The organism is Pseudomonas donghuensis (assembly GCF_000696345.2).
GTDB lineage: Bacteria > Pseudomonadota > Gammaproteobacteria > Pseudomonadales > Pseudomonadaceae > Aquipseudomonas > Aquipseudomonas donghuensis.
Genome location: NZ_CP071706.1, coordinates 227,006 through 253,535 on the forward strand (window position 1 = coordinate 227,006; position 26,530 = coordinate 253,535).

Sequence of the window (26,530 nt, forward strand, 5' to 3'; positions counted from 1 at the left end):
GAAATTCGGGGAAAAGCTGCGGCATATCGTCGCGGCTTTTTGGCGGCCTGATGCTGCTATTGCCGGAAATTTCCCATCTATCGCAAATAGTTTTTAAACGCCCGGAACTAAACCGGTGAACGGCGACTCAGAGTATCTGAATGGCTGGTGAAGCCCTTCGATGCTCCTATGTTGTGTTAAGTGTTGGCAGATCTCTGGACCCCGCCCTAGCGGTCCGGAACTTGAACCCCGAACTTCCCCCTCCCCATACGAAGTCCGGGGTTTTTTTTGCCCGGCGTTTACCGGGCGGCCCTTATTCCGCGGGCTTGTCCGGCAGTTCCATCCAGCGTGCCAGCACCCCGTAGGCCTCTTCCAGGCCCTGGCGCTTGGGTGCCGAGAACAGTTGGATCGAGACGCTGTCGCCCCACCCTTTGCGAATTTCCGCCTGCACTTTGAGCAAGGTGTTCTTGGCTGCGCCGAAGGTCAGCTTGTCGGCCTTGGTCAGCAGGATGTGCATCGGCATGCCCGAGGCGCGCGACCAGTCGAGCATCATCATGTCGAAGTCGGTCATCGGATGGCGCACGTCCATCATCAGGATCAAGCCCTTCAAGGCCTCGCGGCTGCCCAGGTAGGCCTCCAGGTGGCGCTGCCAGTGCTGCTTGAGCGGGATGGGTACCTTGGCATAACCGTAGCCTGGCAAGTCGACCAAACGCCGTTCATCGTCCAGACTGAAGAAGTTCAACAGCTGGGTGCGCCCCGGGGTTTTCGAGGTCCGCGCCAGGCTGGCGTGGGTCAGGGTGTTCAGGGCGCTGGACTTGCCAGCGTTGGAGCGGCCGGCAAAGGCTACTTCATAGCCCTGATCGGGCGGACACTGGTCGACCTTGGCAGCACTGATGGCGAATTTGGCCTGTTGGCAGAGGCCGAGGATGGGGTTTTTGACTTGCATGGGATATCCGGTATGGGCGTTGCCAGAGACGGGCTCGGCAAGCGGTGTCGTTTCCGTTTCAGTAACGGGAGTATATAATGCCCCAGATTTTGTGTGCGCATTATCCCAGCGTAGGAGGATGTGCACGGGGGCATCGGATTCAAGCTTGCGCATTAGAACGCAGTGCAGCCCCCAACCCTGAAAGGTCGTTCGCATGACGAAATGGCTGCTTGTTGTCGGTGTCTTGATACCGTTATTCAGCGCTCAGGCTACACAGGATCCCGAGGCGTTGTACAACCGCACGTGTGCGGCTTGTCATGCCGGGCAGCTGCCACAGGCACCGAAAGCGGGTGATCGTGCGGCTTGGGAGCCAAGACTGGCGAAGGGTATGGAGATGCTGGTGGTGCATGTCACCCAGGGTTTCAAGGCTATGCCAATGCGTGGATTGTGCATGGACTGCAGTGCCGAGGACTACCAGGCAGTCATCCAGTGGATGAGCCGGAGTCCCGATACATAACTCTTTCACCCTTAGCCGTAGTTGGATTAGCTGATGAACAAACTACTCGTGAGTCTGCTGTTGACCTTGGGCATCACCGGTGCAGCCAATGCCGCAGAGCCTATCAAAGGGGATGCCGCTGCTGGTCAGGCCAAAACTGCTGTATGTGGCGCTTGTCACAATCCGGACGGCAATAGCCTGGCGCCGAACTTCCCGAAACTTGCAGGCCAGGGTGAGAAGTACCTGGAAAAACAATTGCACGACATCAAGTCGGGCAAGCGCACCGTGCTGGAGATGACCGGCATGCTGGCCGCTTTCAGCGACCAGGACCTGGCGGATATCGCCACCTACTTCTCCAGTCAGAAAGGCAGCGTCGGCGCCGCTGATCCGAAGCTGGTCGAACGTGGCCGCGCGCTGTTCAACGGCGGTGACGTCGAAAAAGGCCTGCCGGCCTGCACCGGTTGCCACTCGCCTAATGGCGCTGGCATTGCCCTGGCCGGCTTCCCGCACCTGGGTGGCCAGCACTCCACCTACGTGGCCAAACAGCTGACCGACTTCCGCGAAGGCAACCGTACCAACGATGGCGACGCCACCACCATGCGCACCATCGCTGCCAAGTTGAGCAACAAGGACATCGAAGCGCTGTCCAGCTACATCCAGGGTCTGCATTGATCCGCGCTTTAACGCTGGGTTAATACTGCGGCGCAAAGATGAAAAGGGTGGCTTCGGCTGCCCTTTTTTGTGCCCGCTGCCGTTACACTAACGAACTCGGGCCTGCCTCGACCTGTCCTATGACCGGTCGCGTCAAGGCGATTCAATAGACTGCTCAGGAGTAAAGCATGCGTAATCTGATTCTCGGCGCCGCGCTGGTCACTGCCAGCCTCTTCGGCATGACGGCCCAGGCCGCCGAACCGGTAGCCTCTGACCAGTATACCGAGCTGAGCAACCCGGTTCCGGTGTCGGTACCGGGCAAGATCGAAGTGGTCGAGCTGTTCTGGTACGGCTGCCCGCACTGCTATAGCTTCGAGCCGGTGGTCAATCCATGGGTCGAAAAACTGCCGAAGGACGTCAACTTCAAGCGGGTACCGGCCATGTTCGGCGGCCCTTGGGATGCCCACGGCCAGATGTTCCTGACGCTCGAGGCCATGGGTGTTGAGCACAAGGTTCATGCTGCAGTGTTCGAAGCCATTCAGGTTCAGCGCAAGCGCCTGACCAAGCCGGAAGAAATGGCCGACTTCCTTGCGACCCAAGGCGTCGACAAGGACAAGTTCCTCTCCACCTTCAACTCCTTCGCCATCAAGGGCCAGGTCAACCAGGCGCGCGAACTGGCCAAGAAGTACGAGATCACTGGCGTACCGAGCATGGTCGTCAACGGCAAGTACCGCTTCGACCTTGGCACCGCCAAGGGGCCGCAAGGGGTGTTGAACGTTGCTGACTACCTGATCGCCAAGGAGCGCGCCGCTAAGTAAGCGGCGCCAGCCATGCGCCGCTGGAGAACCGAGCGTGGCGTTGGCCTGCATGATCCGCAGGTCAACGAACATCACCTGCAGGCCAACAGCCTGCCAGATGACGGCCGGCTGCGGCTGCTCAGTTTCAATATCCAGGTTGGCATCAGCACCGAGCGTTACCGCCATTACCTGACCCGTGGCTGGCAGCACCTGCTGCCGCACACCGGACGGGCCGGCAACCTGCAGAGGATCGGCGACCTGCTCGCCGACTTCGACCTGGTCGCCCTGCAGGAGGCCGATGGCGGCAGCTTGCGTTCGGGCTACATCAACCAGGTCGAGCATCTGGCTCAGCTTGGCGCCTTCCCTTACTGGTATCAGCAGCTCAACCGCAACCTCGGGCGCCTGGCCCAGCACAGTAATGGCGTGCTCAGCCGCCTGAAGCCGCACCTGCTCGAAGATCACCCGTTGCCCGGCCCGGCTGGCCGCGGGGCGATCCTGGTGCGCTTCGGCGAAGGTGAAGACGCACTGGTCGTGGTGATGATGCACCTGGCATTGGGTTCCAAGACCCGCGCCCGGCAGCTTGCCTACATTCGCGAACTGATTGGCGGCTATCGCCACCAGGTGCTGATGGGGGACATGAACACCCATGCCCGCGACCTGCTCGAACATTCGCCGCTACGCGATCTGGGCCTGATTGCACCCCAGGTTCAAGCCACCTTCCCCAGTTGGCGACCGCAGCGCTGCCTTGATCATATTCTGCTCAGCCCGAGCCTGACCCTGGAGCGGGTCGAGGTTCTGGCCCAGCCTATTTCCGATCATCTTCCGGTCGCAGTTGAGATTCGTTTGCCTGATGCCCTTGCTGTGGATACGCTGCCCGCTTTGAGCTAATTGCCATTACCCTCTGCGGACCCAGGCATGACCGACGAAGCCCAGCGCTGGAAAGAAAAATACCTCAAGAGTATCGAGCAGCAAGAGAAGCTGGAGCGCCGTTGGGAGGCTCGTCTCGACCTGTTGCGCCGTGGTCTTGTGCGCAGCACCCTGGCCGCTGAAGGCAGCGACCGGGCGGTGGACTTGTGCATGAAGGAAATGCGCGAGGTGATCCGCACCGACAACATGGACGCCGCACTTGCCGGTCTGATTCCACGCCTGGAAAAGGCCGTGCTCGATTCCGAGCAGCGCCGGGCAACCCGTGTCGTCCAGGTCACCACCGCCCTCAACGCGTTGGTCAGCCAGTTGCAGACCCTGCCGTTGCCCAGCGAAGTCAGCCGTCCGCTGAAAAAATTTGCCAAGCAGGTCGAGGCCCGCGCCAGCCATTCCCGGGAAATGCCCCTGCTGCTGGGCGAGTTGAGCGGACTGCAGGGCCAGGCGCTGTCGGCAATGGAGCGGCCTGAAGAGGCGCAGCGGCCTGGTTTGTTGCAGCGTCTGTTCGGTGGTCGGGAAGCAGAAGCAGAAGCCATGCAGCCGGCGCTCACAGGGACAGCAGCGGTTGTAGCTGAGGCCAGAGAGCAGCCTGCGCCCATGCTGCACGCTGTTGTCGAGACGGCCGCGCATGAACTCGCCGACGTCGATGAGCTTCAGCCCTTGCCGACGGCTCGAGCGATTGGGCCCGAGACGATCGAGCCTGCAAGGGTCGAGGCTGACGTTATCGAAGCACCGCAGCTTGCACCTGCACCTGCACCTGCACCTGCACCTGCACCCGAGCCTGAGCCGGTTGCAGAGCTGCCAACAGCGCCTGCAACTGCAGCCGAGCCAGCAGCGCCGGTCGAGCCCGATGCTCTGGACTCTGAGCAGGATGTCCTGGCGTTACTCGAACACAGCCCCGACGAGCCGCAGGCCGACCGGCCAGAAGCCGAGCCTGTTGAAGCCGGGCCTCTGGACGATGAGCACGCCCACTACGCCCTGCCCGATGGCACCGAGCCCACCTACAGCTCAGTCGCCGACCATATTGAAGATACCCTGCTCGGCTTGCTCGACGACCTGACCCTGCCCGAACGCCACAAGGCCCAGGCGCAGTCCATGCGCGAACGCCTGGAGCACGGCCTGAACTGGTATGAACTGCTGCCGGTGCTGGATGACCTGGCCGTGCTGATGCTGGCAATCAACGACAGCGGCCAGCACGAGTTCGAAGTCTACCTGCAGCAACTCAATGAGCGTCTGGAGTCGTTCCAGAGCCACCTGCACGAAGCCAGCGAAGGCCATGCCGACAACACCTCGGCGGCGCGCGACCTCGACAGCCAGTTGCGTGAGCAGGTCGACGGTTTGCAAAGCAGTGTGCAGGGCGCTGCCGACCTGGGCAGTCTCAAGCACATTCTGGAAAACCGCCTTGAAGGCTTGCTCGGCACCATGGACGAGCACCAGCAGCAGCGTGACCAGCGCGAACAGGACATGGCCAACCGCCTGCAAGGCTTGGCCGAGCGGGTGGCAAGCATGGAGCAGGAAGCCCTGGGCTACCGCGAGCACCTTGAGGAGCAGCGCCAGAAAGCCCTCATCGACCCCCTCACCGGCTTGCCCAACCGTGCGGCCTGGTCAGAGCGGGTCGATCAGGAAGTGCTGGAATGGCAGGAGAACGGCGGCCATCTATTGATGGCGATTCTCGATCTTGACCACTTCAAGCGTATCAATGACAGTTACGGCCACCTGGCAGGCGATAAAGTGCTGAAGATAGTCGCCAGCGTACTGCGCAAACGCCTGCGCAGTCGTGATTTCATCGCCCGCTTCGGTGGTGAGGAGTTTGTTCTGCTGATCCCGCAGACGGCCATGCCTGCTGGCTGCCAGTTGGCGGAAACCCTGCGCGCGGCCATCGAGGCCTGCCCTTTCCACTTCAAGGGCGAGCGGGTGACCATTACCCTGTCCATTGGCATCAGTGCATTTCGCAGCGGTGAGCGTAGCGAGGTGGTGCTCAAGCGCGCGGACGAGGCGCTGTACCGGGCGAAACATCTTGGTCGAAATCGTGTTGAACAGGGCTGAGTGGCAATAGCGAGGATACGTTAAGCTTACGCTTTGCAATTTCTCACCACAGTGCCCTCTCCATGAAAGCGTTTTTCACTGCCCTCCTGCTGCTGACGCTGGCAGGTTGCGCCACCGGCTTGCGAATCGATCGCAGCCATACTTCGGTCAACCAGGATGAACGTATCCAGTTCGTCGTCCTGCACTACACCAACGCTTCGCTCGAGCGTTCGCTGAATTTGCTGACCCATGGCGAGGTCAGCAGCCATTACCTGATCGGCGACTCACCGGCGACCGTCTATCAACTGGTCGACGAGAGCCGCCGCGCCTGGCATGCCGGCGACAGTCAGTGGGATGGCCGCACCTGGCTCAACTCCACCTCCATCGGCATCGAGATCGTCAACCCGGGCTTTACCGATACGCCAACCGGCCGGGTCTGGCACCCGTATACCGAGGCGCAGGTGCAGGCGCTGATCGTCCTGCTCAAGGACATCGTCAAGCGCAACAACATCAAGCCCCGCTACATCATCGGCCACAGTGATATCGCGCCGCTGCGCAAACTCGACCCCGGCCCGATGTTCCCCTGGAAGCGCCTGGCGGATGCAGGTCTTGGGGTCTGGCCGAACGCACAAGCTGTGGCTCAGCAGCAGGCATACTTCAGCATCAACCCGCCGAGCATCACCTGGTACCAGCAGCAGTTGAAGCGCTTTGGCTATGCCATCGAGCAGACTGGCGAGTACGATGTCAGCACCAAACATGTGCTGGCGGCCTTTCAGATGCGCTTTCGCCCGCAGCGATTCGATGGCGTGCCGGATGCCCAGACGGCCGCCATGTTGCAGGTGCTCAACGGCCGTCGTTGACACCCACTGCCCAACGGGCAGGCTGACTTGATTGGCAGTTGCTATACCTCTTGGTATTCAACTGGATAATTCTTGATGTCTGCTGCCCTCTCCGTGTTGCGCCACCTGCTCTATCGTCCCTGGTTACTGGCCACACTCGCGGCTACGGCCAGCGCGATCCTGCTGCTCATGGCCAGTGTGGGCGTGACCATGCATCAGCTGCAGCAAAGCGAAATCGAGCAGATGAACGCCAAGGGCGAGCGCTTTCTCGCGCGCCTGGAGCAGATCTTCGGCCAGCTGCGCGAAGGCGTCGACCAGCTGCAGTTGCAACCGTTGCGAGGTTGCGATGCCCGCATGCTGGCGGCCTTGCAGCAGGTCGCCTTCCGATATCGTTTCGTCTATGAGGCCGCTTACGTCGATGGCAATGTCGCCTGCTCCAATCGTGTTGGCGAGCGCACCATCAATCCACTGCGTCCTGCCGATATCCAGGGGCCGACCTACAGCTACTGGCTCAACACAACCACCGAACCCGATGACAACCTGGCGGCGCTGATGCTTGGCCGTGGCAAGTTCCTGGTGGCCACTTCCCGCGGGCACATAACCGACGTGGTTGACCTGCCGCCGGAAGGCAGCCTGTTGGTGGTGCTCGACAACGGCACGCGAGCGATACCGGTACTTGGCCCGCCGCAGGTCTGGCCGCCGTCTGCCGATTGGCCGCCCACCTCCAGTGGTTCGCTGCTGGAGCTGCCTGATCGGCTGATTTACCGCATGCCGACCAAGTCACCGGACTATCAGCTGGTGCTGATCGCGCCACGGGCCAGCATGCCGCTCAAGATGAGCGGGATTCTCTGGCTGCTGTTCCCGGGCAGTCTGGTATTGGCCTGGTGCATTGGCTGGTTGGTGTTACAACTGATTCGACAGCGTAGCTCGATGAGTGTGGAGCTTCAGGGGGCGCTGCGTCGTGGCGAGCTGCAGGTGCTCTACCAGCCAATTTTCGAGCTCACCAGCCGCCGCTGTGTCGGTGCCGAAGCCCTGGTGCGCTGGCGTCGTTCGGATGGCACGCTGACCAGCCCGGACCTGTTCATCCCGCTGGCGGAGAACACCGGGCAGATCCGCCAGATCACCGATTTCGTCCTGCAGCGGGTGCTGGAGCAACTGGGCCAACTGCTGCGCGCCAATCGCCAGCTGTACATCTCGGTGAACCTTGCCGCGTGCGATGTCATGGTGCCGAGAATCGGCCGGGTGGCGGCGCGCTTGCTGGCCCTGCATCATGTGGCGGCCAGCCAGATAGCCTTTGAGGTCACCGAGCGCGGGCTGATCGATGTGGTGGTGGCCCGCGATAACCTGCAAGCTTTGCGCGCTGTAGGCCATCAGGTGTTGATCGATGATTTCGGCACCGGCTATTGCAGCCTGGCTTACCTGCAAACCCTGCCGGTCGATTGTCTGAAAATCGACAAGGCCTTTATCGACGCCCTGGGCCATGACGCGGCCAGCAGTGGGGTGGCACCGCACATCATCCGCATGGCCCACGCTCTGCAGTTGCGGGTCATTGCCGAGGGCATCGAGTATGAAGACCAGGCGCTGTTGCTTAACAGTGAAGGGGTCAATTACGGCCAGGGGTGGCTGTTTGCCCATCCGCTCAATGCCCGGCAGTTCATCGAGCTGATCACCCGTGGCCGCCGCCTCGGGCCACGTCGCATCGACGATGAGGCTTGAGCCGCGGTTGCTTCAGACCGGCAAGGCCATATAGAACTGCGTGCCCTGACCGGGCCGTGAATACACGCCCATGCGTCCGCCATGCAACTGGATGATTTCCTTGCACAGCGCCAGCCCAAGGCCGGCCCCGCCCTTTTTGCGTCCGACCTGGACGAAAGGTTCGAAGATCCTGCCCTGCTGGCCATAGGCAATGCCTTCACCGTTGTCTTCGATGCTGATGATCACCCGCTCGGCGTGGCGACGTGCGTGCAAGCGGATGCGGCCGCCAGTCGACGTATGGCGCACAGCATTGTCGAGCAGGTTGTCCAGGACCCGGTCCAATTGTGCGGGATCAACCTGGATATGCGGCAAGGGGGTGGTGAGCTCGACCTGTAGCTCGATCTGTTTGTCATTTGCTACGGCCGCGAAGCGCTGACACGCACGATTGAGGAGCTCGTCGATCGCACAGGGGGCCAGTTCAAGCTTTTGCAGGCCACTCTGGTAACGGGAGAAGTTCAGCAGGTCATTGATCAGCTGGTTCAGGCGCTGCATTTCTTCACTGATGGTTTCGCACAGGTCAGCTTCCCGCGAACCGGGGGCAACGCTCAGGCGTTCACGCAGCAGGCCGAAGGCCATATGCATGCCGGTCACGGGCGTGCGCAGCTCATGGGAGGCGCGCAGCACGAACTCGCTGCGCACCCGTTCGAACGCCCGTTGTTCGGTGACATCGTGCAGCACCATCACCGCGCCGAGGATTTGCCCTTGTGGGTGGTATACCGGTGTCAGGCTGTAGGAGAGCAGCCGGGCTTCTTCATCTATTTCCAGGCTGAGGTCGTCAGGCACCCGGTCCAGGGTGCCGCCGCGCAGTACCAGACGCAGTTGCTCGTCCAGCTCGGGGCGTTGCAGGGCATCGCCAAGGCCGGTGCCCAGACGGGCGTCTTCCCAGCCCAACTGGCGCTGGGCGACCGGGTTAAGGTGCTCCAGATGGCCTTGGCGATCGATGATCAGCAAGCCGTCGTCAATGCTGTCGAGCACCGCTTGCAGGCGCTGTTGGCCGGCCAACACTTCGTCGATGTTGGTCGCTTGATGTTTGCGCAGGGCTTCGGCCATCAGGCCAAAGCGGCGGGTCAGCTGGTTCAATTCCAAGGCGTGGGACACCGGCAAGGTGACGTCGAAGTTACCCTGGCCAATCTGGTCGGCAGCCTTGGCCAGCGCTTCGATCGGCTGGCCGACCCGGCGGGCGATGCCATGCGCGGTGACAAAACCGAGAATCAATACTGCCAGGCCCACCAGGCCCAACAAGCCACCAATCAACAGGGCGCGGTCATGGGCTTGCTGTTCGCTTTCGCTAATGTGCTGCAACGCACGTCGGTGCGATTCGACCAGGTCGGCCCGCAACAGATTGAAGGCCTGCCCCAGCGGCTGGCCTGCGCCAAGGCTTTGCGACGGTGAACTGCTACTGCGATAGGCCTGCAGGAACGCTTGATAATCGATGCTGGCCTTGGCAAAGCCCTGATCGCCAGGGCTGTCATCGTCATGGTTGACGCCCTCCTCCAGCAATTGCTGGAACTGGTGTTGCAACGCTTCGAGAGCCGGTTTGTCCAGGGTATCGTCAAGCAGCAGGGACAGTTGTTCACCCAGGTTTTGCCGCAGTTTCAGGCCCAGGTCGAGGGTCAGCGCGTTCTCCCGCACCAGCGCCTGTTGCGCGTTGGCCATCTGCAGCACGCTGGCCAGGCCCAGCAGCACGCCTAACAGCGCAACGGTGATCAGCGCCGAAATGCTGAGGAAAAGCCGCGTGCGCAGTTTCATCGCCAGTTTCATAAGTTGTACTGCTTGCGCTTGCGGTATAGGGTCGAGGCATCAATACCCAGGGTCTTGGCGGCCTGGTCGAGGGTTTCGCTGGTGGCCAGCACCGCGCCGATATGGGCACGTTCCAGTTCATCCAGGCTCAGCGCCGCGCCAATGCGCGGGGCGTTGCTGGCCGGCTGTTCGGCCATGCCCAGGTGGCTGATCTCGACGCGCTCCTGGGCACAGATGATGCTGGCTCGTTCGACCACGTTGCGCAGTTCACGAATATTGCCTGGCCAGCGGTAGTTGAGCAGCGCGGCGCGGGCGTCGTCGCTGAACGCCCGTGCCGGGCGCGAGTACTCCTTGACGAAGCGGGCGAGGAAGCGATCGGCCAGGGTGAGGATGTCTTCGCTGCGTTCGCGAAGCGGTGGCAGGTGCAGGGTGATGACATTCAGACGGTACAGCAGGTCTTCACGGAAGCGTCCTTCGCGGACCATATCCTCGAGGTTGAGGTTGGTTGCGGCCAGGATTCGCACATCGGCGCGGCGGGTGACTGGATCGCCGACGCGTTCGTATTCCTTGTCCTGGATAAAACGCAGCAGTTTGGGTTGCAGGGGCAGCGGGAAATCGCCGATTTCGTCGAGGAACAAGGTACCGCCGTCGGCCTGGTTGACCCGGCCCAGGGTGCTTTCGCTGGCGCCGGTAAAGGCGCCGCGGCTGTGGCCGAACAACTCGCTTTCCATCAGCTCGGTGGTCAGCGACGGGCAGTTGATGGTGACGCAGGCCTTGCGTGCGCGCTTGCTCCAGCCGTGAATGGCGCGGGCCAGCTCGCCTTTACCGGTACCGGATTCACCGAGAATGAGGATGTTGGCGTCGGTGCTGGCAACCTGGCGGGCGGTTTCCAGCACCACCATCATGGCCGGGCTGTGCGAGTCGAGGCCGTCCTTGGGTTTGCGTACTTCACCTTCCAGCGCTTCAAGACGCGCCGACAGCTGGCGTACCTCCAGTTGCTTGGCGGTGGCCAGACGCAGCTGGTCCGGGCTGCAGGGCTTGACCAGGTAATCGGCGGCGCCGGCCCGGATTGCGTCAACGGCAGTGTCGACCGCCGAATGCGCAGTGACGATCACCACGCGCATCCATGGCGCTTGAATACGCATTTGCGCCAGTACATCCAGACCATTGTCTTCGCCCAGGCGCAGGTCGAGGAAACACAGATCGAAGACTTGCCGTTGCAGCAGGGTTTCGGCCTGCGCCGCACTGTTGGCAGTGGCAACGCTGTAGCCTTCATCTTCAAGACAGTAACGGAAGGTTCGCAGGATGGCGGACTCATCGTCGACCAGCAGAATACGGCCTTGATGCTCCTGAGCTGGCTCCATTTCCTACGCTCCTTTAAGAATGATCTAGGTTAGTGTCGGAAAAATCGGGCAAGTTGCATGGTTCATTCTGATTCATTCCGTTACCTGCATGGTAGTGCCTCGCCCAGCAGTTATCTAACCCACTGAAAAATCACCGATTGCTTGCCGGGAAGGCGCTGTGGCGGGCGTCCTGCTGCTGCCGTTGGGCTGCAGCGCCGAAGCCAAGGCGCTCTGGTTACCAATCCGCCGCACAGTGACGCCTGAATCAACGACAAGGTGCAGGGCTGATCATGCAAAACGCACGAACGCTTGAGCCCGATCGTGCAGGATACGTTTCGGTTGATATCGATAATTTTATTTAACTATCTGATTTTTAAAGATAAAAAATCGTTTCAAGGGCTGGCATGCAGGCTGCAATGACTACATCAAAGTCAGCAATAAACGCAGCAGGAGGAGCACGGCATGAACCGCTACCCCGCCACCCTAATGCAGGTTTCTTCGCTTCAACTGCGCCAGAGCCTGTTCTTCAGCCTGGCGTTGCTGCTGACCCTGATTGCCGGGCAGCTCTATAACAGCTGGGAAACCGCGCGCAGTGCCGAGCAGCTCGCTGCCCAGGCGGCAATGGTGGCGCAGGTTCAGGCGCAACGCTCGGTTGCGCCGCTGCAGGCCCGGGTCGCACTGTCTTCGCCAGGGACCACTGCAGCCGTTGTTGACACCGCTGCCCCACGAGATCGCTGGGTGTTCTGAGCGAACGCCCAAGGACTTCTTCGAAAAACAGCAAGGAGAATCACCATGTTGAGTTGGGCCATTACCTTCCTGATTATCGCCATTGTCGCTGCCGTGCTGGGCTTCGGTGGTATCGCCGGCGCCGCTACTGGCATCGCGAAGATTCTGTTCATTATCTTCCTGGTGCTGTTCGTGGTGTCCTTCTTCTTTGGTCGCCGCGGTAGGGGCTGAGTATGAGCACAACGCTAGGCAGAGCCCTGGTTGCCGTTCTGATGATGGGTGGCAGCGCAGCGGCAATGGCGGCCAGGTTCGGGCCAACCAGATTCTTGGCGTCCGCTGCCAAGGGACAGTTCCACGGGGCGGGCCGTTGTGCGAGTCCGGGCAGAAGTGCCTGAACCAACGCCTGATCGTTGCCTTCAGTTGGGACGAAGGCAGGCAAGCCCTGCTCAAGGAGCAACTCAAGCGTGATCCGAACAGGTACTGAGGCGCTGCTCACACCTTGGTACATATATAGAGGCTGAACCTTTTTCCATTTCAGGCTTCTATGCTGCACCGCCCGAGGAAGGCAGGTGTATGACCAGGGGGCCGGGCTGCTCTGATTGTTTCAGGATCGGAGGGGCCTAGGGGTACAGGGAGTACCTCCGATGAGGGCCGGGTCAGGTGAAGCGGTAACGGAAGTTGCGGGTCGGACAACTGCCTTCAGGCAGAGGTGTCCGACCGGACTTCCGTAGCACTCTTTGAGGCAAGCGCCTTTCCCTCGCAACAAATTCGTTTTTCCTACCGAAGCTGTCGACGCATATTTTTGCCCGACCGTACATCGATATTTTTTCACCCCTGCGCGCTACCAAAGTCGCAGCAATTTCACGCATTCGGATTGTCGAACAAGGGCGTTTGACCCGCAGGTGGATACCTCTATATCGGCCGGATTATGGCGCTTTGGCCATCGTCGGAATTCCGAACGGCCGACGAATGACCCATTGTGACGTACGTTTTGGCCGATAAACCTCATGCCGATTCGGCATGGGGTAGTCGTTTACGGCATTAGACGGAGCCCCCCCACGTCGGAATAGTTGCGCCTTTTTTCGCTGGCCTGAGCGTTATTACGCTCGCTTGCGGTGACCTTTTACGATGTCATCGGCAGATAACAAAAACGATGCGGATCGCTGGCAATGGCTCTGGGTCGCGGTTATCCGTCTGGTGGCCGTTTCCACCTGAAGAAAAGGTAACGACATGAAGAAGGCAAAGCTAAGCCTCGCCTGGCAGATCCTCATCGGTCTGGTACTGGGGATTGCAATCGGCGCTTTACTGAACCATTTCAGTGCAGAAAAGGCATGGTGGATCAGCAACGTCTTGCAACCTGCGGGTGACATCTTCATTCGCCTGATCAAGATGATCGTCATCCCGATCGTGATTTCGTCGCTGATCGTGGGGATCGCCGGGGTTGGCGACGCGAAAAAACTCGGCAGTATCGGCCTCAAGACCATTATCTATTTCGAGGTGGTGACCACTATCGCCATCGTCGTCGGTCTGGTGCTGGCCAACCTGTTCCACCCGGGCGCCGGCATCGACATGAGCACCCTGGGTACCGTCGATATCTCCAAGTACCAGGCTACGGCGGCCGAAGTCCAGCATGAGCATGCGTTCATCGAGACCATCCTCAACCTGATCCCGTCGAACATCTTTGCAGCGCTGATGCGCGGTGAGATGCTGCCGATCATTTTCTTCTCGGTGCTGTTCGGCCTTGGCCTGTCGAGCCTGCAGGCAGAGATCCGCGACCCGCTGGTGAAAACTTTCCAGGGCGTCTCCGAAGCCATGTTCAAGGTCACTCACATGATCATGAACTACGCGCCAATCGGTGTGTTCGCGCTGATCGCCGTGACCGTCGCCAACTTCGGCTTCGCCTCGCTGCTGCCGCTGGCCAAGCTGGTGCTGCTGGTGTACTTCGCCATCGCCTTCTTCGCCTTCATGGTCCTCGGCCTGGTTGCCCGCCTGTTCGGCTTCTCGGTGATCAAGCTGATGCGTATCTTCAAGGACGAACTGGTCCTGGCCTACTCCACCGCCAGCTCCGAGACCGTGCTGCCGCGCGTGATCGAGAAGATGGAAGCCTACGGTGCGCCGAAAGCCATCTGCAGCTTCGTGGTACCGACCGGCTACTCGTTCAACCTTGACGGTTCGACCCTGTACCAGAGCATCGCGGCAATTTTCATCGCCCAGCTGTACGGTATCGACCTGTCGCTGAGCCAGCAGCTGCTGCTGGTGCTGACCCTGATGGTCACCTCCAAAGGCATCGCGGGTGTCCCGGGCGTGTCCTTCGTGGTCTTGCTGGCCACCCTGGGCAGCGTTGGCATCCCGCTGGAAGGCCTGGCCTTCATCGCCGGTGTCGACCGTATCATGGACATGGCCCGTACCGCCCTGAACGTGATCGGCAACGCCCTGGCGGTCCTGGTTATCGCGCGTTGGGAAGGCATGTACGACGACGCCAAGGGTCAGCGCTACTGGAACTCGCTGCCGCACTGGCGCAGCAAGGAAGCCGTACCGGCTGGCAAGCCTGCCAGCAAGTAAGCGCCAACCTGGCTGCACGAAAAGCCCCGACCTGGTCGGGGCTTTTTTGTTGGCCCAATCGCAGGTCAAGCCCGCTCCTACAGTGCGGGAGCGGGCTTGACCCGCGATGAGGGCGTTACAAACATCAAGGTTTATGGCGCGAAGCCAACCCGGCCCGCTATCATTTGCGCCATCTTTGGGGGGAACAACGGATGCTCAACGGCCTTTGGCTTGGATTTTTCATTGTCGCTGCCGTCTCGGCGCTGGTGCAATGGCTGGTGGGCGGTAACGCCGGGATCTTCGCGGCAATGGTTGAGAGCATCTTTGCCATGGCCAAGCTCTCGGTCGAGGTCATGGTCCTGCTGTTCGGCACCCTGACCCTGTGGCTCGGTTTTCTCAAGATCGCCGAAAAGGCCGGCGTGGTCGAATGGCTGGCCAAGGTCCTCGGCCCGTTGTTCGCCCGCCTGATGCCGGAAGTCCCGCCCGGCCACCCGGCCCTGGGCCTGATCACCCTCAACTTCGCCGCCAATGGCCTGGGCCTGGACAATGCCGCCACGCCTATCGGCCTCAAGGCCATGCGTGCGCTACAGGAGCTCAACCCCAGCTCGACTACCGCCAGCAACGCGCAAATCCTCTTCCTGGTGCTCAATGCCTCGTCGCTGACCCTGCTGCCGGTGACCATTTTCATGTACCGCGCCCAGCAAGGAGCGATGGACCCAACCCTGGTGTTCCTGCCGATCCTGCTCGCCACCAGTGGCTCGACCCTGGTCGGCCTGCTGTCGGTGGCTGTGATGCAGCGCCTGCGCCTGTGGGACCCGGTGGTGCTGGCTTACCTGATTCCCGGCGCTTTGCTGTTGGGCGGTTTCATGGCGTTTCTCGGCACCCTGTCGGCCACTGCGCTGGCGGGCCTGTCGTCGATTCTCGGCAACCTGACCCTGTTCGGCCTGATCATCGTCTTCCTGGTGATCGGCGCGCTGAAGCGGGTGAAGGTCTATGAAACCTTCGTAGAAGGCGCCAAGGAGGGCTTTGACGTCGCCAAGAGCCTGTTGCCCTATCTGGTTGCCATGCTTTGCGCGGTCGGCGTGCTACGCGCCTCAGGGGCCCTGGAGCTGGCCCTGGATGGCATCCGCCATGCGGTCGAGTGGCTGGGCTGGGATACCCGCTTCGTCGAAGGCCTGCCGACGGCGCTGGTCAAACCGTTCTCCGGCAGCGCAGCGCGGGCGATGCTGATTGAAACCATGCAGACCCACGGCGTGGACAGTTTCCCGGCCCTGGTGGCGGCAACTATCCAGGGCAGTACCGAAACCACCTTCTACGTGCTGGCGGTGTACTTCGGCGCCGTCGGTATCCAGCGCGCCCGCCATGCGGTGGGCTGCGCCCTGTTGGCGGAGCTGGCCGGGGTGGTCTCGGCAATCTTCGTCTGCTACTGGTTCTTCGCCTGAAGCTGGCTAGCCTGGCTCACCGTCCAATCGACCAGTTGTTTCATCAACTGGTCACTGGCCGTGCCAAAGCCGTTGACCACCGCTGAAACCTGTTTGTCGCTTAGCGGCTGGCGTACCTCAAAGCGCCGGCTGGCGAGGATGCGCTGGCTGCGGCCCTGCACCAGGCGGGCGTCATAGCGGACCACCACGACCAGGCCGTCGGCGCTGTACTCGCTCTGGAACGCCTGCAGCTCGCCAGCAATTTCATAGTCGCTTTGCAGGTTGCTGTCGTCGGCACTGAGGCGCTGTACCCGGCCATCCCGCTGGAAGGCATCGAGCATGCGGTTGCGCAGCAGGGTTGGCGCCGGGTCGCTCCAGCGTGCGCCCTTGTAGCTGCTGATCTGGTTGCCTTGCGGCACTACGGCGATACGTGGGCTGTTCAAGGCTTCGCTGGCGATCGGCTTGTTCACCCGCAGCGACCACAGCGCGCTTTGCGTCACAGTCCGGGTGCTTTGCGCCGAAGGCAGACGGTAGACGTCGGCAGGCTCGGCCTGGGGCAGGATCGAGCAGGCACTGCTCAGGCTCAGCGCGGTGGCCAGGGCAAGGTAGCGGCAGGTACGGATCATGGCTCGAACTCCTTGTTTTTGTCACGGCCCAGCAGGTAGCCGCTGGGGTTGGCTTCCAGGCGTTGAGAGATGGCCTTGAGCGAAGTCAGGGTATCGCGCAGCTCGCGGATTGCCGGCGCCAGTTGATTGAAACCCTGGGCACCGCCGTCGATGGCTTCGCGGTTGTCATTGAGCAGGCTGTTGATGGTCGCGGTGCTTTGCGCCAGCGACTGCATGGCTTGCTCTGCGCTGCCGAACATCTGCTTGCCCTGGTTGCTGAGCAGGCCGTTGGCGTTGCGCATCAGTTCGCTGGTCTGCTCGAGCATGGCCCCGGCCTGCTTGCCGACCTGGGCCAGTTGCTGGATGGCCTCGCGAATGTCGCCCCGCTGGTCGTTGAAAGCCCCGGTGGTCTGTTCGAGGTTGTTCAGGGTGTTGCTCAGGCGGGCGACGTTGTCCTGGGAGAACAATGCGTTGGCGTTGTGCACCAGGGCGTTGATGTTGGTCATCAGGTCGCTGCCGTCATCCAGCAAGCGGGCAATCGGCGACGGCGAGGCGATGATCACGGGCAGCTTGCCATCCTTGCCCTTGAGCTCCGGGCTTTGCGGCGTACCACCGCTGAGCTGGATGAACGAGGTGCCGGTGATGCCGGTGAGGGTCAGTTTGGCCTGAGTGTCCTCCTTGATGGGGGTATCGGCGCTCAGGCGCACCTGGGCCAGTACCCGGCGCGGATCATTGGGGTCAAGGCGCAGGCTGGTGACGTCGCCGACCTTGATGCCGCTGTACTGCACCGAACTGCCCCGGGACAACCCGGAAACGGCTTCGTTGAATACCACTTCGTAGTCCTTGAAGGTGCTGTCGACGCTGGATTTGGTCAGCCACAGGCCGAACAGCATGGCGCCCGCCACCACCAGCACGGTGACCAGGCCGATCAGGACATGATGTGCACGGGTTTCCATCTCAGAGCTCCTTGGGCGCTGTAGCGGCCTGGTACGCCGCGCGGCCACGCGGGCCATGAAAGTAGTCGTGAATCCAGGCGTCGTCGGTGTCTTCGACCTGGGCAATGGGCCCGGCCACCAGCACCTTCTTTTGCGACAGCACGGCGACGCGGTCGGTGATGGTGTAGAGGGTGTCCAGGTCGTGGGTAATCAGGAACACGCTCAGGCCCAGGGCGTCGCGCAGGGTCAGGATGAGCTGGTCGAAGGCCGCCGCGCCAATCGGATCGAGGCCGGCAGTGGGTTCGTCGAGAAACAGGATGTCCGGGTCCAGGGCCAGCGCCCGGGCCAATGCCGCGCGCTTGATCATCCCGCCGGACAGCGATGAGGGGTATTTATCTGCTGCGGAAATCGGCAATCCGGCCAGGGCCAGCTTGACCCCGGCCAGGTGCTCGGCATCGGCGCGGCTAAGGCCCGCGTGCTCGATCAGCGGCAAGGCGACGTTCTCGGTGACGGTCAGCGAGGAGAACAATGCGCCCTTCTGGAACAGCACGCCGAACCGCCGCTCGACCCGCGAACGCTGCTCGTCGCTGGCGCTGCTCAGGTCCTGGCCGAACACCTGCACCTGGCCTTCATTGGGCCGGCGCAGGCCGACGATGCTGCGCAGCAACACCGACTTGCCGCTGCCCGAGCCGCCTACCACGGCGAGGATCTCGCCGCGGTACAGGTCCAGGTCGAGTTGCTCGTGCACGCTCTGGGTGCCGAAGCGGTTGCAGATGCCACGGGCTTCGATCACCGCCTTGCGGGCGTTGCTGTTGGCTTCGTTCACCAGCCCATCTCCATGAAGAACAGCGCCGCCACGGCATCCAGAACGATCACCACGAAGATCGACTGCACCACGCTGGAGGTGGTGTGGGCGCCGACCGATTCGGCGCTGCCGCTGACCTTGAAGCCTTCCAGGCAACCGATGGCGGCGATCAAGAACGCAAAGAACGGTGCTTTGACCAGCCCGACCAGAAAGTGCTGCACACCAATATCGCTTTGCAGCAGCGACAGGAACATCGCCGGCGAGATACCCAGCGACAGCGCGCAGACCACCGCCCCGCCGATAATGCCGCAGAGCATGGCGACAAAGGTCAGCAACGGTAGCGCGATCAGCAGCGCCAGCACCCGTGGCACCACCAGCAGTTCCACCGGATCGAGGCCCAGGGTGCGGATGGCATCGATCTCTTCATTGGCTTTCATCGAGCCGATTTGCGCGGTAAAGGCACTGGCGGTGCGTCCGGCCATCAGAATCGCGGTCAGCAGCACGCCGAACTCCCGCAGGAACGAGAATGCCACCAGGTCGACGGTAAAGATGCTGGCACCAAAGCTGGCCAGTACCGTGGCGCCGAGAAAGGCCACCACCGCACCGACCAGGAAGGTCAGCAAAGCGACGATGGGCGCGGCGTCCAGGCCGGTCTGTTCGATATGCGCGACCACCGAGGTAACCCGCCAGCGCTTAGGCTGGAACAGGCGCAGGAACAGGGTTTGCAGGATCAGGCCGACGAAGCCGAGGATCTGCTGGGTGTCTTGCCACAGGGTGTCGACCGCACGGCCGATACGGCTGAGCAGTTGAATCAGCACCGAGCATTCGGTCTGTTTTTCCGGGATGCAGAAGTCCTGCACCGAGCAATACACGGTCTTGAGCAATGCCTGGCTGGCGGCGGGCAGGTGCGTGGCGGTTTCGGTCAGCCGCGCCAGGCGCTCGGCGCCGAGCAGCTCGACCAGCAACGCCGCTCCGGCGGTGTCCAGTTTGCCGAGCTGGTCGAGGTCGACTTCGGTGGACGAATCGTACTGGCCCACCAGGCTGTCGCTGCTGCGCTTGAGGCTGGCGTAGTTGGCCAGGGTCCAGTCACCGGCGATGTGCAGCCGTGGCGGGCTGCTTGCAGTATCCAGGGTGGCGCTAGCGTGTGTAGTCATAGGCTCCATGCTGTCCGACCAACGGTTCGCAGCCTCAGAGCATAGCGTTACTCGGCTGCGGGCGCTTGACCATCGTCAACCACCCGAAAGCGCAGCACACCGATGACCTGGCCGTCTTCGGTCAGCACCCGCACCTGCCAGCGCCCCACCGGGTTGCCGGGGAAGTTCTGCTTGTGGGTCCAGGCGCGGTAGCCTTCCTTGCGCCCGCCGTGGATATCCAGGGCGATGCGGTCGACCTCTTTGCCCTCGAACTGCCAGACATGATAGATCCGCTCGTTCAGCCCGCGAGGGGCATTGATGGCGGTAAACGCGTAGAGGCCAGCGCGTATTTCACTGGCGTTGATCTGCTTAAGGCTGTTGCCCGGGGTGCGGTTCTCGACTTGGGTGCTGACCGCCACTTCGGCCATCCACAGCGTTGCCGGCGGTACCCAGGAACGCAGCATCCAGCCGCCGGCGCCGACCGCCAGGGTCATTACCACCAGCATCAGGCCTCGGCGCCAGTGGCTGATCGGGAAGCTGCTGGCCAGGCTCGGGAACGACAGCAACATGGCGATGCCCAGGGCCAGCTTGAAGCTTTGCGAGGTGGTCAGGTGCAGGATGATCGGCAGCGCGGTGAGCAGCGCGGCGAACAGGGTCAGGGTGTGCAGCGCCAGGTACAGCCAGCGCCGTGGGGCCAGCCACTTGTAGTACAGCGGGTCGATAATCGAGATCAGCCCGGCGGCGGCCAGGATGCCGGTAAACACCAGTTGGCCGCTGTTCCAGGTGGTGGTCACGAAGAAGAACGGCAAGACGAAGAACAGGCTTTCCTGGTGGATCATCTGCGTCGCGTAGCGCAGCAGCGGTTGGGGAATTTCGCGCTTGAAGACCTTGGCAAAGACCTTGGTGAAGGTGTTCTCCATCATCAGCCAGATCCAGCTGATGAGCATGACGATGGCAATCCAGCTGGCCAGGCTTTCCTGGCGATCGACCAGGATGAAGCTGCCGACACCGGAGATGAAACCGCCGAGGGCGATGACCCCGGGGTAGCGCTTGATCAGCTCGATCAGGCGCTGGAGGTAGAGAGGCATGAAGGTGTTCGCAAGGTCAGGTAAAAACTGGCACAGGATACTCTGGTTTGAGCTGGCCTTGTGCTGTTACTGCGGGCGCCCACCCATCTAGGGCAAAGCCTTGCTGATCGGTTCTAGCGGCGGCGCCGCCCCCAGATCAGCACCCCGGCCAACAACACCGCCACCGCCAGCGCCACCCATCCATACAGCTCGTCATAACTGAGCAGCGGCTTCTCGATCCGCACATAGCCAGGTTCGGCCAGCAACTGCTTCAGGGCCCGGTTGGCATCGTCGAGGCTGATCCTGCGCAACGCCCGCCCCGGATCAGTAAAGCGCCCGTCGCTGTAGCTGTTCAGGGCCCCCCAGTAATAATCAGCCAAGGCGCTATCGCCCTGCGTGGCCCAGGTTTCGCGGTCGATGGCAGCCTGCTTGATGCGCTGGAAGGTGACCGGGTCCAGGCCATCCTTGCGCAAGCGCTCAAGCATGGCGGCCAGGGCCTGCTCGGCGGCATCGACATCGGCACGGTCCAGGTCGGCATTGAGCGCCATCAACCCGGTGTCACCAAAGCTTTCGCGCTGGCTGGACGGGCCATAGGAAAAGCCGTGCCTGAGCCGCAACTCGTCATACAGCGCCCAGTCCAGATAGCGCTGCAGCAGGTCGTAGGTCTGACCATGGTCATGGTCCAGCACCGGCTCCAGGAACAGCCAGTGCAAGCGTGCGCTGTCGCCCAGCCAGCCGCGGGTCAGTTCCCGGCGGGGTTCGGCTTTGTGGGTAACGCCGTCAAGCACCCGCCGCTCACCTGGCTCGACCGCGGGCAGCTCGCCATAGGTGCGCTCCAGGTAGGCCGGTAGCAGGCGGTCGAGGCCGCCAACGACGATCAGGGTCATGTTGTTGGCGGCGTACCAGTGCTGGCGCAGGTCGTTGACCTCCTCCAGGGTCATGTCCTCGATGGAGGAGCGCTCGGCGCACTTGAGCCCCAGTTCCACCGCCAACTGGTCGCTGGCGCGGTGGCCGAGGTCCTGGCGGTCGAGCCAGCGTTGCAGGTGGGAGTAATGGCCACCGTCTTCGCGTTCGACGATGCGCTTGGACAGTTCCAGGGCTTTTTCATCGATCCGGGTGTCGTTGATCATGGCCAGCAGCAGGTCGAGCACCTTGCGCTGGTTGCGCGCCGGCGCTTCGATGACGAAGGTGGTATCGGCGCTGCTGGTGTAGGCGTTCCACTCCCCGCCCAGCGCCTGCATGCGTTCTTCCAGGCCACCCTCGCCGCGGTCGTCGATACCACTGAACAGCAAGTGTTCGAGCAGGTGGGGCAACTCCTGGCGCTCGCACGGGAAGTCATCGAAGCCGACACCCACCACCAGGCGGATCGACACATGGTTGCGTTCATAACCTGACTTGAGTACTACCTGCAGGCCGTTGGGCAGCAGGTAGCCTTCGACCTGGGAGCGGTCGAGGGCAAAGCCGGGCACGCAGCCCAGCAGCAGGCAAATGAATATCAGGCAACGCATGGCGAGCTTCCTTGCGGGAGTTCTTGGGGTCAAGCGATCAGGGTGAATGGGCGTCGTCCGGCACACTGTCGAGCAGTAGGCCGCCGGTATCGGAACCGCCCAATACGACATAGGCACTGCTGCAGAACAAGGAGTTCAATCGTTTCATGTCGGCGATCAGTTCCAGGTGCAACGAGCTGGTCTCGATACTTTGCACCACTTTACGTTGCAGTCGGCTGACATGGGCGTGGGCCAGGCGCCGTTCCTGGGCGCGGAAGCGGCGTTTTTCCCGCAGCAGCTGGCGGGCGCTTTCCGGGTCGGCGCTGAGAAACACTGAAAGGCCCAGGCGCAGATTGGCCAGCAACTGGCTGTGCAGACCGGTGAGTTCTTCCAGGCCAACGTCGGAAAACTCCCGGCGCTGGGAGGTCTTCTGCTGCTGAACCTTGCGCAGCATGCGCTCGATCAGGTCGCTGGCCAGCTTGAGGTTGATTGCAAGCTCGATAATTTCGGCCCAGCGCCGGCTGTCCTGCTCGCTGAGGTCTTCGCGCGGCATCTGCGCCAGGTACAGTTTGATGGCGTTGTACAGGGCCTCGACGTCTTCGTTGAGGCCGCGCATTTGCTGGGTCATGGCGGTCTGGGTACCGCGCAGCACATTGAGCATGGCATCGAGCATGCTGTCGACCAGGTCGCCCATGCGCAGGGTTTCGCGCACCGCGTTGGCCAGGGCCAGGCTGGGCGTGGTCAGTGCGGTGGCATCCAGGTGCCGTGGGCGGGCTCGGCCGTTGGCTTCTTCGCGCTCGGGCAGCAGCCAGCCGCACAGACGCCCCATCGGGGCAACCGTGGGCAACAAGATCAGGCAGCGCAGGGTGTTGTAGAGCAGGTGAAAGCCGATCACCAGCTCTTGTGGGCTGAGGCTCAGGCTGTCCATCCACGCCACCAGCGGATGCAGCACTGGGATGATCAGCACCAGGCCGATCAGCTTGTACAGCAAACTGCCCAGCGCCACTTGGCGGCCGGCGGCGTTTTGCATGCTGGTGCTGAGAAAGGCCAGCAGGCCGCTGCCGATGTTGGCGCCGATCACCAGGCCGATGGCCACCGGCAGGCTGATCAGCTCGGCGCCGGCCAGGGTTGCGGTGAGCAGCACGGCGGCAAGGCTTGAGTAGGAAATCAGCGCAAACAAGGCGCCGACCAGGGCATCGAGGAGGATATCGCCGGTCAGTGAGGCGAACAGCACTTTCACGCCCTGGGCATGGGTGATCGGCGCTGCCGCTTCGACGATCAACTGCAGGGCGAGGATGATCAGGCCCAGGCCGATACCGACGCGGCCCAGTTGGCCGGCGCGGGTCTGCTTGCGGGAAAGGAAGAAAATCACCCCGAGAAATATCAGCAGCGGCGACAGCCACGACAGATCAAACGTCAGCACCCGCGCCATCAGTGCCGTACCGACATCGGCGCCGAGCATGATCGCCAGCGCTGGGGTCAGGCCCATCAGGCTCTGGCCAACGAACGAGGTCACCAGCATCGCCGTGGCGTTGCTGCTTTGCACCATTGCCGTCACCAGGATACCGGCGACAAACGCCAGCGGCCGCTTGGACATGTTCTGGCTCAGTACCCGACGCAGGTTTGAGCCATACACCCGCAAGATACCGGTACGCACGATGTGCGTGCCCCAGATCAGCAACGCCACGGCGGAAAGCAGATTGAGCAGGGTCAGCATTGAAAAGGCCCCCTGTAATGCGCCCCAGCGGGGCAAATGGATAATGCTGTGAGCCTGTCCTGCTACCAGGCGGTTTTTCCCAGTGCTCACTTAAGCTGTAGTCGGCCAACGGCCGTGGCGCCAGCATCGCATAGCCACGGCAGCCTTTGAAACAAAACTGTCATGGCGCTTAATGAAAAAAGGGCCCCGCAGGGCCCTTTTCAACAGCACCGGGATTACTGACCCGGAATGTCCTTGCGAAGTTTCACCGGATCGCTCTGTTGCTTCTTCTTGGCCATGGCCGTGCGCATCTTGATGTTGATCGCTTCGACTGCCAGCGAGAACGCCATGGCGAAGTAGACGTAGCCTTTCGGTACGTGTACGTCGAAGGCTTCGGCGATCAGCACGGTACCGACCACGATCAGGAACGACAGGGCGAGCATCTTCAGCGACGGGTGCTTGTCGATGAAGTTACTGATGGCGCCGGCGCACAGCATCATCACCAGCACGGCGACGATAATCGCGGCGATCATCACCGGTACGTGGGAAACCATGCCCACGGCAGTGATCACCGAGTCGAGGGAGAAGACGATGTCGATGATCGCGATCTGGATGATGGTGTAGAAGAACTTGCCGCCGGCGCCGCCTGGCTCGTCGCTGGTTTCGTCTTCACCTTCCAGGCCGTGGTAGATCTCCTGAGAGCTTTTCCACAAGAGGAACAGGCCGCCGAAGAACAGGATCAGGTCGCGCCCGGAAATGCCCTGGTCGAACACTACGAACAGATCGGCGGTCAGGCGCATTACCCAGGTGATCGACAGCAGCAGCAGGATCCGGGTGACCATGGCCAGTGCCAGGCCGAAGATCCGGGTGCGCTGTTGCATGTGCTTGGGCATGCGGCTGACCAGGATCGAGATCATGATGATGTTGTCGATACCGAGAACGATCTCAAGCGCCGTCAGAGTAAAAAAGGCAACCCAGATCTCTGGGCTGGTCAGCCATTCCATGTGTATTCCTTCGAACGATGTAAGCAGAGCGCCCCAGGCAATGGGGCGCGGCTACGGTTAGGTGATTCTGTTGTTTTATAGGCTACTGAACAGGGGGAAAATTCCCATGAGCAGCGCGGCGAGCATTATGCACAGGCAGATCAGCACTGCCCACTTCAAGGTGAAGCGCTGATGATCGCCGAACTCGATGCCGGCCAGGGCCACCAACAGGTACGTAGAGGGTACCAGCGGGCTGAGCAGATGCACGGGCTGGCCGACGATCGACGCGCGGGCCATCTCCACCGGCGAGATGCCGTAATGGCTGGCTGCTTCCGAGAGCACCGGCAAGACCCCGTAGTAGAAGGCGTCGTTGGACATGAAGAAGGTGAACGGCATGCTCACGATCGCGGTAATGACCGCCAGGTAAGGGCCCAGCGCATCCGGGATGACCGCCAACAGGCTTTTGGACATGGCATCGACCATGCCGGTGCCGGAGAGGATGCCGGTGAAGATGCCCGCCGCGAAAATCAGCCCTGTCACTGCCAGTACGCTACCGGCATGGGCGGCGATGCGGTCTTTCTGCTGCTGCAGGCACGGGTAGTTGACGATCATGGCGATACTGAAGGCGATCATGAACAGCACCGGCAACGGCAGCAGGCCCATGATCAGCGAGACCATCAGCAGAGCGGTCAGGGCGCCGTTGAACCACAGCAGTTTAGGGCGGCGGGCGTCCGGGAACTGCGAAACGCTGATTTCGCTGTGATCGATTTCATCACCCGGCAGGTGCAGTTCACCCAGGCGCGCACGTTCACGCTTGCCGTACGCATAGGCAATTGCCAGGAGGGCGACGACACCGGCGAGCATGGCTGGAATCATCGGTACGAAGATCGCTGACGGGTCGACATGCAGGGCGCTGGCGGCGCGAGCGGTCGGGCCGCCCCAGGGGGTCATGTTCATGATGCCGCCGGCGAGGATGATCAGGCCAGCCATGATCCGTGGGCTCATGCCCAGGCGGCTGTACAGCGGCAGCATGGCTGCCACGCAGATCATGTAAGTGGTGGCGCCATCGCCATCCATTGACACCACCAGGGCCAGTACTGCGGTGCCGACCGAGACTTTCAGCGGATCACCCTTGACCAGCTTGAGGATCTTGCGCACGGCAGGGTCAAACAGGCCGGAGTCGATCATCAGGGCGAAATACAGGATCGCAAACATCAGCATGACCCCGGTCGGCGCCAGTTTGCTGATGCCTTCGAGCATCATCGGGCCGATCTTGGCGGAAAAACCACCGAACAGGGCGAACAGGATCGGTATCAGGATCAGCGCGATCAAGGCCGACAGGCGCTTGGTCATGATCAGGTACATGAAGGTGATGACCATGGCAAAGCCGAGGAAGGTCAGCATGGGAGTACTCCAGGCGTAGCGCGTCGAAGGAAGAACGATTCGGGCGGATCAGCGCACGGGGCGCGGCGCGTGGAGTAGCGGAGGGATTGCTGCTGGGAGGCGGGCGTAGGAAAGCATCAGTATCACCATTGTTGTTGTTAATTGGGCCGGGCGCCGCATGCAACACACCGGGCCCTGGCTGACCGGTCTTGTGCCGGTAGTGGGGCAATTCTAAGGCGGGAAGCTTTCAGCCAGCTTTCGCTGGCCCAAAGCCGAC

The 26,530-nt window shown here is 61.8% G+C and carries 23 protein-coding genes and 1 pseudogene; 12 read left to right on the forward strand and 12 right to left on the reverse strand.

Annotated elements, in window-relative coordinates; all coding sequences use genetic code 11:
• Positions 1–292 precede the first annotated feature (292 nt).
• The gene (yihA, locus tag BV82_RS01125) at positions 293–925 is read right to left on the reverse strand and encodes a ribosome biogenesis GTP-binding protein YihA/YsxC (RefSeq protein ID WP_010222620.1); all 633 of its coding nucleotides are present in this window, start codon (positions 923–925) and stop codon (positions 293–295) included.
• Between the two features lie 193 nt (positions 926–1,118).
• Between yihA and BV82_RS01130 the strand changes: the two genes are divergently transcribed.
• The 7 genes from BV82_RS01130 to BV82_RS01160 all read left to right on the forward strand — a co-directional run bounded on the left by BV82_RS01130 (position 1,119) and on the right by BV82_RS01160 (position 8,349).
• The gene (locus tag BV82_RS01130; protein WP_010222619.1) at positions 1,119–1,421 is read left to right on the forward strand and encodes a c-type cytochrome; all 303 of its coding nucleotides are present in this window, start codon (positions 1,119–1,121) and stop codon (positions 1,419–1,421) included.
• A 33-nt stretch (positions 1,422–1,454) separates the two neighbouring features.
• Positions 1,455–2,072 (forward strand): c-type cytochrome, encoded by a 618-nt coding sequence (locus BV82_RS01135; protein WP_010222618.1) that lies wholly within the window; start codon positions 1,455–1,457, stop codon positions 2,070–2,072.
• 167 nt (positions 2,073–2,239) lie between these two features.
• The gene (gene dsbA, locus BV82_RS01140; protein WP_010222617.1) at positions 2,240–2,869 is read left to right on the forward strand and encodes a thiol:disulfide interchange protein DsbA; all 630 of its coding nucleotides are present in this window, start codon (positions 2,240–2,242) and stop codon (positions 2,867–2,869) included.
• Between the two features lie 12 nt (positions 2,870–2,881).
• A complete protein-coding gene (locus BV82_RS01145; RefSeq protein ID WP_010222616.1) occupies positions 2,882–3,736 on the forward strand; it encodes an endonuclease/exonuclease/phosphatase family protein in 855 nt (284 codons plus the stop codon).
• Positions 3,737–3,763: 27 nt separating this feature from the next.
• Complete coding sequence (locus BV82_RS01150) at positions 3,764–5,815, forward strand: GGDEF domain-containing protein (protein ID WP_036995310.1); 2,052 nt, start codon at positions 3,764–3,766, stop codon at positions 5,813–5,815.
• A gap of 62 nt (positions 5,816–5,877) precedes the next feature.
• On the forward strand, positions 5,878–6,654 hold the full coding sequence (locus tag BV82_RS01155; protein ID WP_036995311.1) for an N-acetylmuramoyl-L-alanine amidase: 777 nt from the start codon (positions 5,878–5,880) through the stop codon (positions 6,652–6,654).
• 75 nt (positions 6,655–6,729) lie between these two features.
• Positions 6,730–8,349, forward strand: coding sequence for an EAL domain-containing protein (locus BV82_RS01160; protein ID WP_010222613.1), 1,620 nt, complete (start codon positions 6,730–6,732; stop codon positions 8,347–8,349).
• Positions 8,350–8,361: 12 nt separating this feature from the next.
• Here the strand turns inward: BV82_RS01160 and BV82_RS01165 are convergent, their stop codons facing one another.
• Both BV82_RS01165 and algB read right to left on the reverse strand, forming a co-directional pair.
• The gene (locus BV82_RS01165) at positions 8,362–10,137 is read right to left on the reverse strand and encodes a KinB sensor domain-containing domain (protein WP_085989517.1); all 1,776 of its coding nucleotides are present in this window, start codon (positions 10,135–10,137) and stop codon (positions 8,362–8,364) included.
• An 8-nt stretch (positions 10,138–10,145) separates the two neighbouring features.
• Positions 10,146–11,492 (reverse strand): sigma-54-dependent response regulator transcription factor AlgB, encoded by a 1,347-nt coding sequence (algB, locus tag BV82_RS01170; protein ID WP_036995312.1) that lies wholly within the window; start codon positions 11,490–11,492, stop codon positions 10,146–10,148.
• Positions 11,493–11,933: 441 nt separating this feature from the next.
• On the opposite strand from algB, the gene BV82_RS01175 reads away from it, so the two are divergent.
• The 5 genes and pseudogenes from BV82_RS01175 (at position 11,934) to BV82_RS01190 (ending at position 16,180) form a co-directional block, all read left to right on the forward strand.
• Entirely contained in the window at positions 11,934–12,218 is a 285-nt protein-coding gene (locus BV82_RS01175; RefSeq protein WP_036995313.1) for a hypothetical protein, read from the forward strand.
• Between the two features lie 45 nt (positions 12,219–12,263).
• Positions 12,264–12,428 (forward strand): DUF1328 domain-containing protein, encoded by a 165-nt coding sequence (locus tag BV82_RS01180; RefSeq protein WP_010222609.1) that lies wholly within the window; start codon positions 12,264–12,266, stop codon positions 12,426–12,428.
• A 130-nt stretch (positions 12,429–12,558) separates the two neighbouring features.
• Positions 12,559–12,681: pseudogene (locus tag BV82_RS26830) on the forward strand (inhibitor of vertebrate lysozyme family protein); the annotation flags it as partial.
• 746 nt (positions 12,682–13,427) lie between these two features.
• On the forward strand, positions 13,428–14,759 hold the full coding sequence (gene gltP, locus BV82_RS01185; RefSeq protein WP_036995315.1) for a glutamate/aspartate:proton symporter GltP: 1,332 nt from the start codon (positions 13,428–13,430) through the stop codon (positions 14,757–14,759).
• Between the two features lie 191 nt (positions 14,760–14,950).
• Positions 14,951–16,180, forward strand: coding sequence for a nucleoside recognition domain-containing protein (locus BV82_RS01190; protein WP_036995316.1), 1,230 nt, complete (start codon positions 14,951–14,953; stop codon positions 16,178–16,180).
• On the opposite strand, the gene BV82_RS01195 is transcribed toward BV82_RS01190, so the two are convergent.
• The 9 genes from BV82_RS01195 to BV82_RS01235 all read right to left on the reverse strand — a co-directional run bounded on the left by BV82_RS01195 (position 16,162) and on the right by BV82_RS01235 (position 26,274).
• Positions 16,162–16,785, reverse strand: a complete 624-nt coding sequence (locus tag BV82_RS01195; protein ID WP_036995317.1) for an ABC-type transport auxiliary lipoprotein family protein — start codon at positions 16,783–16,785, stop codon at positions 16,162–16,164. The genes BV82_RS01190 and BV82_RS01195 overlap by 19 nt on opposite strands.
• Complete coding sequence (locus tag BV82_RS01200) at positions 16,782–17,720, reverse strand: MlaD family protein (protein ID WP_036995318.1); 939 nt, start codon at positions 17,718–17,720, stop codon at positions 16,782–16,784. The genes BV82_RS01195 and BV82_RS01200 overlap by 4 nt, the downstream gene beginning before the upstream one ends.
• A gap of 1 nt (position 17,721) precedes the next feature.
• A complete protein-coding gene (locus BV82_RS01205; protein ID WP_374045291.1) occupies positions 17,722–18,492 on the reverse strand; it encodes an ABC transporter ATP-binding protein in 771 nt (256 codons plus the stop codon).
• A 29-nt stretch (positions 18,493–18,521) separates the two neighbouring features.
• Complete coding sequence (locus tag BV82_RS01210) at positions 18,522–19,667, reverse strand: ABC transporter permease (RefSeq protein ID WP_036995319.1); 1,146 nt, start codon at positions 19,665–19,667, stop codon at positions 18,522–18,524.
• Between the two features lie 38 nt (positions 19,668–19,705).
• Entirely contained in the window at positions 19,706–20,725 is a 1,020-nt protein-coding gene (locus BV82_RS01215) for a DUF5924 family protein (RefSeq protein ID WP_010222601.1), read from the reverse strand.
• A gap of 113 nt (positions 20,726–20,838) precedes the next feature.
• Positions 20,839–22,212 carry a M16 family metallopeptidase gene (locus tag BV82_RS01220; protein WP_036995320.1) on the reverse strand — a complete coding sequence of 458 codons (1,374 nt, stop codon included), beginning with the start codon at positions 22,210–22,212 and terminating at the stop codon, positions 20,839–20,841.
• Between the two features lie 37 nt (positions 22,213–22,249).
• Positions 22,250–23,908 carry a Na/Pi cotransporter family protein gene (locus BV82_RS01225; protein ID WP_010222598.1) on the reverse strand — a complete coding sequence of 553 codons (1,659 nt, stop codon included), beginning with the start codon at positions 23,906–23,908 and terminating at the stop codon, positions 22,250–22,252.
• 215 nt (positions 23,909–24,123) lie between these two features.
• Positions 24,124–24,891: a TerC family protein gene (locus BV82_RS01230; RefSeq protein WP_036995322.1), complete on the reverse strand. Its 768-nt coding sequence runs from the start codon at positions 24,889–24,891 to the stop codon at positions 24,124–24,126.
• Between the two features lie 75 nt (positions 24,892–24,966).
• Positions 24,967–26,274: a CitMHS family transporter gene (locus BV82_RS01235; protein WP_010222596.1), complete on the reverse strand. Its 1,308-nt coding sequence runs from the start codon at positions 26,272–26,274 to the stop codon at positions 24,967–24,969.
• Positions 26,275–26,530: the final 256 nt, after the last annotated feature.

Bases quoted from the DNA above. Each gene is read 5' to 3' on its own strand.
- BV82_RS01135 (WP_010222618.1), top strand. From the start codon at position 1,455: ATGAACAAACTACTCGTGAGTCTGCTGTTGACCTTGGGCATCACCGGT.
- BV82_RS01200 (WP_036995318.1), bottom strand. From the start codon at position 17,720: ATGGAAACCCGTGCACATCATGTCCTGATCGGCCTGGTCACCGTGCTG.
- BV82_RS01155 (WP_036995311.1), top strand. From the start codon at position 5,878: ATGAAAGCGTTTTTCACTGCCCTCCTGCTGCTGACGCTGGCAGGTTGC.
- BV82_RS01225 (WP_010222598.1), bottom strand. From the start codon at position 23,908: ATGCTGACCCTGCTCAATCTGCTTTCCGCCGTGGCGTTGCTGATCTGG.
- BV82_RS01165 (WP_085989517.1), bottom strand. From the start codon at position 10,137: ATGAAACTGCGCACGCGGCTTTTCCTCAGCATTTCGGCGCTGATCACC.
- BV82_RS01145 (WP_010222616.1), top strand. From the start codon at position 2,882: ATGCGCCGCTGGAGAACCGAGCGTGGCGTTGGCCTGCATGATCCGCAG.
- BV82_RS01235 (WP_010222596.1), bottom strand. From the start codon at position 26,274: ATGCTGACCTTCCTCGGCTTTGCCATGGTCATCACCTTCATGTACCTG.
- BV82_RS01190 (WP_036995316.1), top strand. From the start codon at position 14,951: ATGCTCAACGGCCTTTGGCTTGGATTTTTCATTGTCGCTGCCGTCTCG.
- BV82_RS01195 (WP_036995317.1), bottom strand. From the start codon at position 16,785: ATGATCCGTACCTGCCGCTACCTTGCCCTGGCCACCGCGCTGAGCCTG.
- yihA (WP_010222620.1), bottom strand. From the start codon at position 925: ATGCAAGTCAAAAACCCCATCCTCGGCCTCTGCCAACAGGCCAAATTC.
- BV82_RS01160 (WP_010222613.1), top strand. From the start codon at position 6,730: ATGTCTGCTGCCCTCTCCGTGTTGCGCCACCTGCTCTATCGTCCCTGG.
- BV82_RS01130 (WP_010222619.1), top strand. From the start codon at position 1,119: ATGACGAAATGGCTGCTTGTTGTCGGTGTCTTGATACCGTTATTCAGC.
- BV82_RS01215 (WP_010222601.1), bottom strand. From the start codon at position 20,725: ATGCCTCTCTACCTCCAGCGCCTGATCGAGCTGATCAAGCGCTACCCC.
- algB (WP_036995312.1), bottom strand. From the start codon at position 11,492: ATGGAGCCAGCTCAGGAGCATCAAGGCCGTATTCTGCTGGTCGACGAT.
- BV82_RS01150 (WP_036995310.1), top strand. From the start codon at position 3,764: ATGACCGACGAAGCCCAGCGCTGGAAAGAAAAATACCTCAAGAGTATC.
- BV82_RS01180 (WP_010222609.1), top strand. From the start codon at position 12,264: ATGTTGAGTTGGGCCATTACCTTCCTGATTATCGCCATTGTCGCTGCC.
- BV82_RS01220 (WP_036995320.1), bottom strand. From the start codon at position 22,212: ATGCGTTGCCTGATATTCATTTGCCTGCTGCTGGGCTGCGTGCCCGGC.
- BV82_RS01175 (WP_036995313.1), top strand. From the start codon at position 11,934: ATGAACCGCTACCCCGCCACCCTAATGCAGGTTTCTTCGCTTCAACTG.
- dsbA (WP_010222617.1), top strand. From the start codon at position 2,240: ATGCGTAATCTGATTCTCGGCGCCGCGCTGGTCACTGCCAGCCTCTTC.
- gltP (WP_036995315.1), top strand. From the start codon at position 13,428: ATGAAGAAGGCAAAGCTAAGCCTCGCCTGGCAGATCCTCATCGGTCTG.
- BV82_RS01230 (WP_036995322.1), bottom strand. From the start codon at position 24,891: ATGGAATGGCTGACCAGCCCAGAGATCTGGGTTGCCTTTTTTACTCTG.
- BV82_RS01210 (WP_036995319.1), bottom strand. From the start codon at position 19,667: ATGGAGCCTATGACTACACACGCTAGCGCCACCCTGGATACTGCAAGC.